We start from the raw sequence: 8,174 nt of genomic DNA, 5'->3' as shown, positions 1-8,174 counted from the left end.
TGTTGTCGGTTCGCAGACTAAGTGAAAAATTCTCAACGGAAGAATAGGGTTTCTGGCTTGTGTTGTCGCAGACTAAGTGAAAAATTGTCGCAGACTAATTGAAAATTTCCTACCAAATTCGCAGACTAATTGAAAATTTCTTTTGATTCTGCACGTAACTGTATTGTAGTATTTTTATCTTAACCTTAGTACAGCCCACCTTAAATGAGGTACGGAATTCACTTTTGGAATGAGTAGCGTCTAGTGTGATATCTCCGCTTGTTATAGGCCAATACGGTTCAGTATTACCCTAAAATAAACGTTAAAAATAAATCGAAATTTTCTAAATTGTTCTTAAAGCAAAAAGGAGAAAATGAATAACGTTATTATTCCCATCGAATTTGAACTCGCGGCAATAAAAATAGCTCAAGCGCATTTCCCTTGGCTACGTTTTAAAGTATCTCCTATCCAGGAGAAGGGAAGAGTCTACAATCGCTCATCAGACGCTATTTATTTTGAAGCTTACTTTCAAAATAGTTTGATTGATTATGATCCTCTCCACAAAAATAATTACTATCCTAGTTTTAACTTTTACTTGTTGCCAGGAAAGAGACTAATTCAGTTAAGTGGCTGGTGGCGCAATCAGGTGCTAACTTTCATCTACGCACCATTAGACCCAGAACCATACAATAAGCACTGGCAAAATGACAAAAACTTGGCTGTACCTTGCCCCTATCCAGACGGCGATAAATTTGAACAGATGGCAATCGCTTTATTTTCTTTAGTTCAGGAGTATTTAGTAGGGTATGAGGGGTGATGCTGCTTCTTCAATTGTCTAGGATTTTTCAACCAAGCCATTTAGTAGCTCAACTTACCCAATCAACCCCAATATGCTTGGGTTAAGCATTTTTTCTCTTCTCTCTGTTTCTTCGATATTGGCGATATTTATTTGAGAATCACGTAAATCAAAGCCACATTGACATTTGAACAATCTCGGTCTTAAAAACTTGATTTTATTATTACAGTTATAGCAAGTATCAATTAAAAAACATTTATGAAATGGACATACTGTGACACGAGATAGATGCCAAACCTGAGAATAATAAGCTTTGGTCTGCCAACAGATAGGGCAAAATCTGGCCCCAGTTTTATTAAATAAGGAAGTAGAAATATTTTCGCCAAATGCTTTGACTACGCTTGTGAAGATGTATGCAGAGCTACAAGAATTAGTTGAAGAAAATGCCATTGCCCAAAGAATACTGTCTTCTACTTCAGTGATCTGACTAAGGATGCATAAATCATCAATTTTAGAGATAAAAATATTACTATATATTCCTGTGACTCTCAGTTGAGAAATTTTTAAAATATAATTTGGAGAAGGGTAATAATTAGTATCTGCAAGTCTAGCAATATAGCCAATGAGACTCTCATCTATATACGGGCGAGGTCGGCGCAAAAGTTTTTTATTGGGACACACGTTTAATATTATTTATGCAGAACATCCGATGCCTTTTGATTTCTCTTTTTAGTTTTAATTCTTTGGTTAGTACTTCCTATATTAACCAGAGATTCGTTTAAAGATATTTTATTTTCTAGATTTACTAAACAATCATCGTTAAGGAAAGGGTTTTTCTTGTAAGGCTTATCAGCTCTTACATATTTTTCAAAAGCCCTAGCCAAAACCGGGTAATCAAGTTTGTTTAAACCTTACGGTTGCCTAAACGTTTTTTAGCGACTACACATGGATCTAATTTAGATGCAAATCTGTAAATAGTTGAACGATGTGGAATTTCTAAAGCTTTTTGACCAATGCTTGCACGAGTAAGATTTTCCTGCCTAATTTGGCGCAGAATTTCATCATGTACATCTGCCATATCTGGTCGAGAAGGATTTAAATAGATTTCTTGAATGCAACTATCAATAATTTGAATTACTTCTTTCTCTAGTTTGGGTCGGTAATCTCCTTTGTATTTATGCTTAGGAACTAGTGAACGAATATCCTGACCTGAGCTTTCATAAGCTTTTAGCCAACGGTAAAGTGTTAACCAATTTGGCGGACTAAGGTCATTAATTTGTTCTGATACTTGTTCAATAATCGGTTGCAGACTAGCTGGAGTCCTTTGAGGTATATCTTGCTCTAAAACAAAGCTTACATAGCTGTATTTTCTTTTGGCTTCAAAGCGAATTTCTTCAGGAAGTTGAGTAAAATCAGCTTGAGTCTCATTTGCTTTTCGTTTAACAACACCAAAAGATTCTGTTGATTGAAGTTCTAATTCTTCCCTAAAAAGAAACTGAACTAAAGCTGTATATGTAATTCTAGACAAGACTTCGGTAACGACTTCACATATCTGTAATTCTCCATTGGCTAACTGCTGTTTGATTACATATTCGCGCCCTTTTAGCCAAAAATGAAGTCCAGGTCGGATTTGGTATCTATTCATACATCCAAAAGTAATGCTTGAACATCACCTTTAAATTGAGATAGTTGAATTAGACTTGCTGCACCTATAGATTCCATTAAATCTGTTGACAGCCAGCCAAAATACAGTAGTTTGAATAATAGATTGGGATATATTCCTTTTCGCTCTAGATCATGACACACCTGTTTGAAAGGCGTTGGTTCTCTGGAAGTGAAATAACATTGACAGTCTAAGTATTGTTGTAGTGTCAATGGACTACGGGCATACTTGTATAACAGCTTAATATTGTCCAGTTTAGGTTGCTGCCGAATCATTGTATCAGTCACTACCATAAATCTCATGCTCCGCTCTTCACATAAATGGCTGATATGTCTCCATTTATCAAGATTTTTTTGGTCATTAACCTGGGATGCAGGTTTGACTTCTATCACCTGTTGTTGCCCTATTCTTTGTACCCAGAAATCGGGGGTATAGTTTTTAGTTACACCTTTTGAGATGTAAGTTATTTTGAATGGCTGTCCCCTGTATGACTGGACTGTTGGATCAATCTCTAGCAGATAAATGTAATCTCGCTCAATTTGGGACTCCCACCAAATGATGGTGTCCATCTTCAAACTGGGGAATTTACCAATAATTTTCTTTGATCCACTATTGGTGATTCTTCTCACCCCGTTTGCCAAAGGCTTTCTTGCCCCCAATCTAGTGATAATCTCTCCAGCCTAATTGATCCACGCTCATTTTCAATTAGTCTGCGACAATTTTTCACATAGTCCGCGACAATTTTCACTTAGTCTGCGAACCTACATTTTAATAGCTAGTGTGACTGTAACCATAAGTTTGCCATTTTTGAAACCATAACTTTGCCGCAGTAAGTGTGACTGTAACCATAAGTTTGCCATTTTTGAAACCATAACTTTGCCGCAGTAAGAGTTGAAAAGTAGATTATTACGTTTATTGGCTAAATAAAAAAAGTTGAGTTTTGAAATGATAAACTTGCCGAAAGTATAAAAATAAAGCATAAACCTGCCGAAAATAACGGTTTTTCTGTATGCTCAGCGACCAAGAGTTTGAAGACTGGTGTCGCCGCCTTTGTTTAACAGAGACGACAAAAGAATTTGTGCAAAAAATCCGTTGTTCAGAACCTGTAAGGATTGTAGGTGGCGGAGCGAAAAATGTTTGCGGTAGCTATCCAAGCCGCAAAATGGGGAAAACAATTCAGTTTGAATCTCATAAAGTAGAACTGCCAGCGATCGTCGAATACGAAAATGACGAAGATGTTTTGGAATACTATGACCAACCAATTCGCTTAAGCCTATCATTCAAATCAAAGAGCGGACGTTGTGTGGTGACATCTCACACTCCTGATTTCTTGATCATACGCCGTAACTGTGTGGGATTTGAAGAATGGAAACCGAGTGAACGTCTCAAAACATTAGCTCAGAAACAACCCACACGCTATCAACAGAGCGAAGACGGTCAATGGCACGCTCCACCAGCAGAAACTAAAGTTCAACCACTTTTACTGTACTACCATTTACGTACAGATCAAGAAATAAACTGGATTGCTTACCGCAACCATCAGTTTCTGAAAGCTTATTTCAATCAAGAAAATACAGTTAACTCAGAGGTAAGAACAACGGTTGTTGAGTGCGTGAGAGCTAACCCTGGAATGACTCTGAAAGAACTATTAGAATCAACCAGTACCAATTGGGTAGACGATATCTATGCCTTGATTGCAACAAAGCAATTATATGTAGACCTCAAAGCTGCTGCTTTGAGTGAACCAGAACAAGTTCATCTTTTCAGCAGTCAACAGATGGCACTGGCATATAATGTCATGATTGCTCAAAGAATTTCTACCACTATCGCCAGCGGACAACGAATTGATGTGGCGGTTGGCTCAACGCTTGTTTGGGATGGTAAAAGTTGGTGTGTACTTCAAATTGGAGACACAAAAATTGCTCTCCAAAGCGAAAATGAACTGATTGGGTTAACTCATGCAAACTTTGATGCACTCATTGCACAAAAAGAAATTACTCATATTCAACCTAAATCTGCAAAAACAACAGAAATTTGGGAACAGCTAAAATGCGCGAGTCCCGAAGATTTGTCCGTGGCTAACTACCGCTATAAAATCATTGAGCCATATTTACATGGAAGACCGCCAATTAATAGTTCTGTACCTGAGCGGACAATCCGTAGCTGGAAATCCAGATTTAATAAGGCTCTTAATAATTATGGTTGGGGCTATATTGGTTTGCTACCCAATCGGGGAGACAAAGGAAATCGAGTAGACCGCTTTTCACCCGATACTTGGGAGTTCATCGACCGAATTATTGAACAGCATTATGAAAATCTCAAACAGCGAGGAAAACTGGCAACTTACGGTATTCTCGTTAGAGAGTGGGAAAAAGCAGGAAGAACAGACCCTTGCCCCAGTCGGATTACTTTCTGTAAGCGTATTAATCAACGAGATCCAGTACGGCAAACTCGCCAAAGACAAGGTAGTAGAGCAGCTTACCAAAAGAATCCTTTTTATCACGAATTAACGCTTTCCACGCCTAACCACGGCAGTCGTCCATTTGAAATCTGCCACATTGACCATACGGAATTAGATATTGAGTTAGTTTGTTCTCGCACTGGACGTTGTTTAGGCAGACCTTGGGCAACGATTCTTATTGATGCTTTCTCCCGCCGCATTTTTGCCATCTATTTAACTTTTGATCCACCATCATATCGCTCTTGCATGATGGTGTTGCGAATTTGTGTGCAGCGACTTGGACGTTTCCCAGAAACATTAATAATGGATAATGGTGTAGAGTTTGGCAGTATTTACTTTGAAACTCTTCTGGCGGCATTTGCTTGCACAAAAAAACAACGCCCCGTTGCTAGTCCAAGATTTGGTTCGCTTATTGAACGTTTTTTTGGCACAACCAACACAGAATTCTTTTACAACCTAAAAGGCAATACTCAAATTACTAAACAGGTTCGCTTGGTAAATAAAGCAAATAACCCAAAAGTACAAGCTGTCTGGACATTGCCAGAATTATATGAATATTTTTGTGAATATGCTTATGTGATTTATGACTGTAGAGAGCATCCGGCGTTAGGACTCTCTCCTAATGCTGCATTTGAAAGAGGTCTTAATCAAAGTGGAATGCGCTATGGAGAAAAAATTTTAGATGATGAAAACTTTAAAATTTTTACCTTGCCTTCAACTCCGAAGGGAAGTGCAAAAATAATACCAAGAATTGGTATAAAAATTCATTCTATTTACTACTGGTCAATTGATGATTCCTTTCTTAATCCTGAAGTTGAAGGAACTCAAGTCCCAGTTAGATACGACCCATTTGATGTCGGGACTGCTTATGCTTATGTCAAAGGTAATTGGGTGCGGTGTATTTCTGAATATTACTCATCCTTACAAGGTCATTCAGAAAGAGAAATTCGACTTGCAAGTATTGAATTGCGCCAGCAGAAAAATCAGTATAACCAAAAGATAACAATTAGGGCTAAGGAACTTGCACAGTATCTAGAATCAGCAGAAGCTCAAGAAACTTTACAGGCACAAAGATTGCACGATTTGGCTGCACTAGATATGCGTCAATTGCTGTATCAAAATAATATTAAACAGACAAAAACTTATCTTGATGAATATCCAATTAACATTAATACAACCAATCCTACTGAAGTTTTATCACAAACAGATAAATTAAATATTCCAGCAATAGATTTAGAACAAATTCAACCCCATACTCAAGAGGAGTTATGGCAATAAAACACAAACGTCTATTTCCTCAAGCACTTCTTACTCAATCATCAACCGAGCGGCTGAACTATTTTCAAGGGATTACAATTGGACATTTACGGTTAAAACAGGCTTTAGATATTTTGTTGATGAATCTTCAACAACCAACAGATATTTGTGTCTTGTTCGTTGTTGGCCCAGCAGGAGTAGGGAAGACCACTTTACGACTACGAACTGAAAAACTGTTAATGGAAGGTGCATTAGCATCTATGAACAGTAATATTTGTCAGATCCCAGTCGCAGGGATAGAGGCAATTGCTAATGAAGCAGGAAAGTTTAATTATAAAGATTATTACCTCCGGGTTCTAGAATCTCTAGAGAAAATCTCGCTCAATTCAATCACTACAAATAGTACATCAAATTATCAAAAGTATGCAAACGCTCTTTCGGCTACATACTTTGCTTCCAAAAGTTCTGATACTGTGCGTCGTGCTTTAGAACAATCTATGCGACACCATCAATTAACAGCATTAATGATAGATGAAGCGCAACATTTGCTGATGGTTGCTGGAGGAAAACAAATGTTACATCAGATGAATTGGATAAAATCTATTGCTAATGTTACTGGTGTCGTACATATTTTATTCGGTACTTATGATTTACTCAACTGCTGTCACCTCAGTGGTCAAGTCAGCCGACGCAGCGATGATATACATTTACCTCGTTATTCGACAGACAACAAAGAGGATATAGCTGAGTTTATGCGGGTTCTCAGAACATTTCAGGCACATTTACCAATGGTAGAAGAACCTTGCTTGGTAGAACAATATGAATATTTTTTGGATTACTCAGTTGGCAGCGTTGGTCTCCTCAAAACTTGGTTGACAAAAGCGTTACGAAACGCCTTGGCAGAGAACGCGACAACCCTCAATGCGAAGTATATCCAACAAAACGAATACTCAAAAGCACGACGGCAGCAAATTCAACAGGAAGCACAAGCTGGAGAGAAGCGATGGCACAACGAGGTTGCAACTGTAACACCCAGTTTGACCAATGAAGAGGTTAAGCAACCATCTCAAACGAAAGGTCGTGTTGGAAAACGTCTGGCTAAAAGAGATCCTGTAGGAATTAATCTTGATGTTAGTTGATTATTATACCGAAGATGAGTTTTGGAATCTGGAAAAACCAACAATTCCACAACGTTGTCAATTATTCCCATTGGAGCCAATTGGTATTGGTACGCTTTATATGGAGAGCTTAAGTGGATATATTGCTCGCCTTGCCGACTATCACACCATAACTGCTGAAGAACTAATTTTGTCAAAGATTATTCCACTGATGGGGCACAAAACAAGCAGTGCTAGTTCCATCAACATCATTAATCATTTATTTGGAGTTCAAGATTCTTTAACTACAGCAAGCCAAACCAGAGTTAACATTGCCACTACTCTAATTCAAGTTCTAGAAGAATTGACCCAGCGTCAAGATTTATCTTGTCTGTGGCCATTGAAGTGGGCAAGTATTTTTTTCGGGTTTAGCATTCTGCGCTTACATCAAGCTTGGTGCCCAGTATGCTATGACACCTGGCGTACCAATAATCGAGTAATTTACAATCCACTGCTGTGGTTAGTCAACACAATCAAGGAATGCCCTCACCATGAGCATCAGTCACTGATTGAGCAATGCCCTCACTGCCAGCAAGAGTTTCCACCATTATCAAGGTATTCTCGTCCAGGATATTGCTCAATCTGTCATCTATGGTTAGGTGGACTGCAACTTAATCAAGTAGTTAATGAAGAAACTGAAAGCGTTGACTTTTGGCGGCAACAATTGATAGCTCCGCTCTCTAATCAAAGCAATAAGCCTCTGTGGCAGTGTATGTGGTTCGATGATGTCGAAGATTTGGCTGCTAATACACCCTCTAACTTCTTACCACCCATACATCAAAACTAATTTTTCACCGAAACTTGCCCAGGCGTTTTGAAAGCATAAACGTGCCGCCCCGGCAAACTTATGGTTACAGTCAC

At 38.4% G+C, this 8,174-nt stretch carries 7 protein-coding genes; 4 read left to right on the top strand and 3 right to left on the bottom strand.

From position 1 onward, the window contains the following. Window positions 1-352: 352 nt before the first annotated feature. Window positions 353-796 carry a hypothetical protein gene (locus VB732_RS34735; protein WP_104899561.1) on the top strand — a complete coding sequence of 148 codons (444 nt, stop codon included), beginning with the start codon at window positions 353-355 and terminating at the stop codon, window positions 794-796. Between the two features lie 54 nt (window positions 797-850). Here VB732_RS34735 and VB732_RS34730 read toward each other — a convergent pair whose 3' ends face one another. The 3 genes from VB732_RS34730 to VB732_RS34720 all read right to left on the bottom strand — a co-directional run bounded on the left by VB732_RS34730 (window position 851) and on the right by VB732_RS34720 (window position 3,007). Further along, window positions 851-1,435: a TniQ family protein gene (locus VB732_RS34730; protein ID WP_323235353.1), complete on the bottom strand. Its 585-nt coding sequence runs from the start codon at window positions 1,433-1,435 to the stop codon at window positions 851-853. 244 nt (window positions 1,436-1,679) lie between these two features. Next, entirely contained in the window at window positions 1,680-2,420 is a 741-nt protein-coding gene (locus VB732_RS34725; protein ID WP_323235352.1) for a hypothetical protein, read from the bottom strand. Continuing rightward, window positions 2,417-3,007: a TnsA endonuclease N-terminal domain-containing protein gene (locus VB732_RS34720; protein ID WP_230968400.1), complete on the bottom strand. Its 591-nt coding sequence runs from the start codon at window positions 3,005-3,007 to the stop codon at window positions 2,417-2,419. Before VB732_RS34720 ends, VB732_RS34725 begins: the two co-directional genes overlap by 4 nt. A gap of 440 nt (window positions 3,008-3,447) precedes the next feature. On the opposite strand from VB732_RS34720, the gene VB732_RS34715 reads away from it, so the two are divergent. Genes VB732_RS34715 through VB732_RS34705 form a run of 3 tightly spaced genes read left to right on the top strand, consistent with a single transcriptional unit; the run spans window position 3,448 to window position 8,100 of the window. Then, window positions 3,448-6,177: a TnsA endonuclease N-terminal domain-containing protein gene (locus VB732_RS34715; RefSeq protein ID WP_323235351.1), complete on the top strand. Its 2,730-nt coding sequence runs from the start codon at window positions 3,448-3,450 to the stop codon at window positions 6,175-6,177. Then, complete coding sequence (locus tag VB732_RS34710; RefSeq protein ID WP_323235350.1) at window positions 6,168-7,295, top strand: ATP-binding protein; 1,128 nt, start codon at window positions 6,168-6,170, stop codon at window positions 7,293-7,295. Before VB732_RS34715 ends, VB732_RS34710 begins: the two co-directional genes overlap by 10 nt. Beyond that, the gene (locus tag VB732_RS34705) at window positions 7,285-8,100 is read left to right on the top strand and encodes a TniQ family protein (RefSeq protein ID WP_323235349.1); all 816 of its coding nucleotides are present in this window, start codon (window positions 7,285-7,287) and stop codon (window positions 8,098-8,100) included. The genes VB732_RS34710 and VB732_RS34705 overlap by 11 nt, the downstream gene beginning before the upstream one ends. Window positions 8,101-8,174: the final 74 nt, after the last annotated feature.

It is taken from the genome of Nostoc sp. UHCC 0252 (assembly GCF_034931145.1).
Taxonomy (GTDB): Bacteria; Cyanobacteriota; Cyanobacteriia; order Cyanobacteriales; family Nostocaceae; genus Nostoc.
The sequence above is the reverse complement of the archived record's forward strand: the minus strand, read 5'-3'. Positions and strand labels throughout refer to the sequence as shown.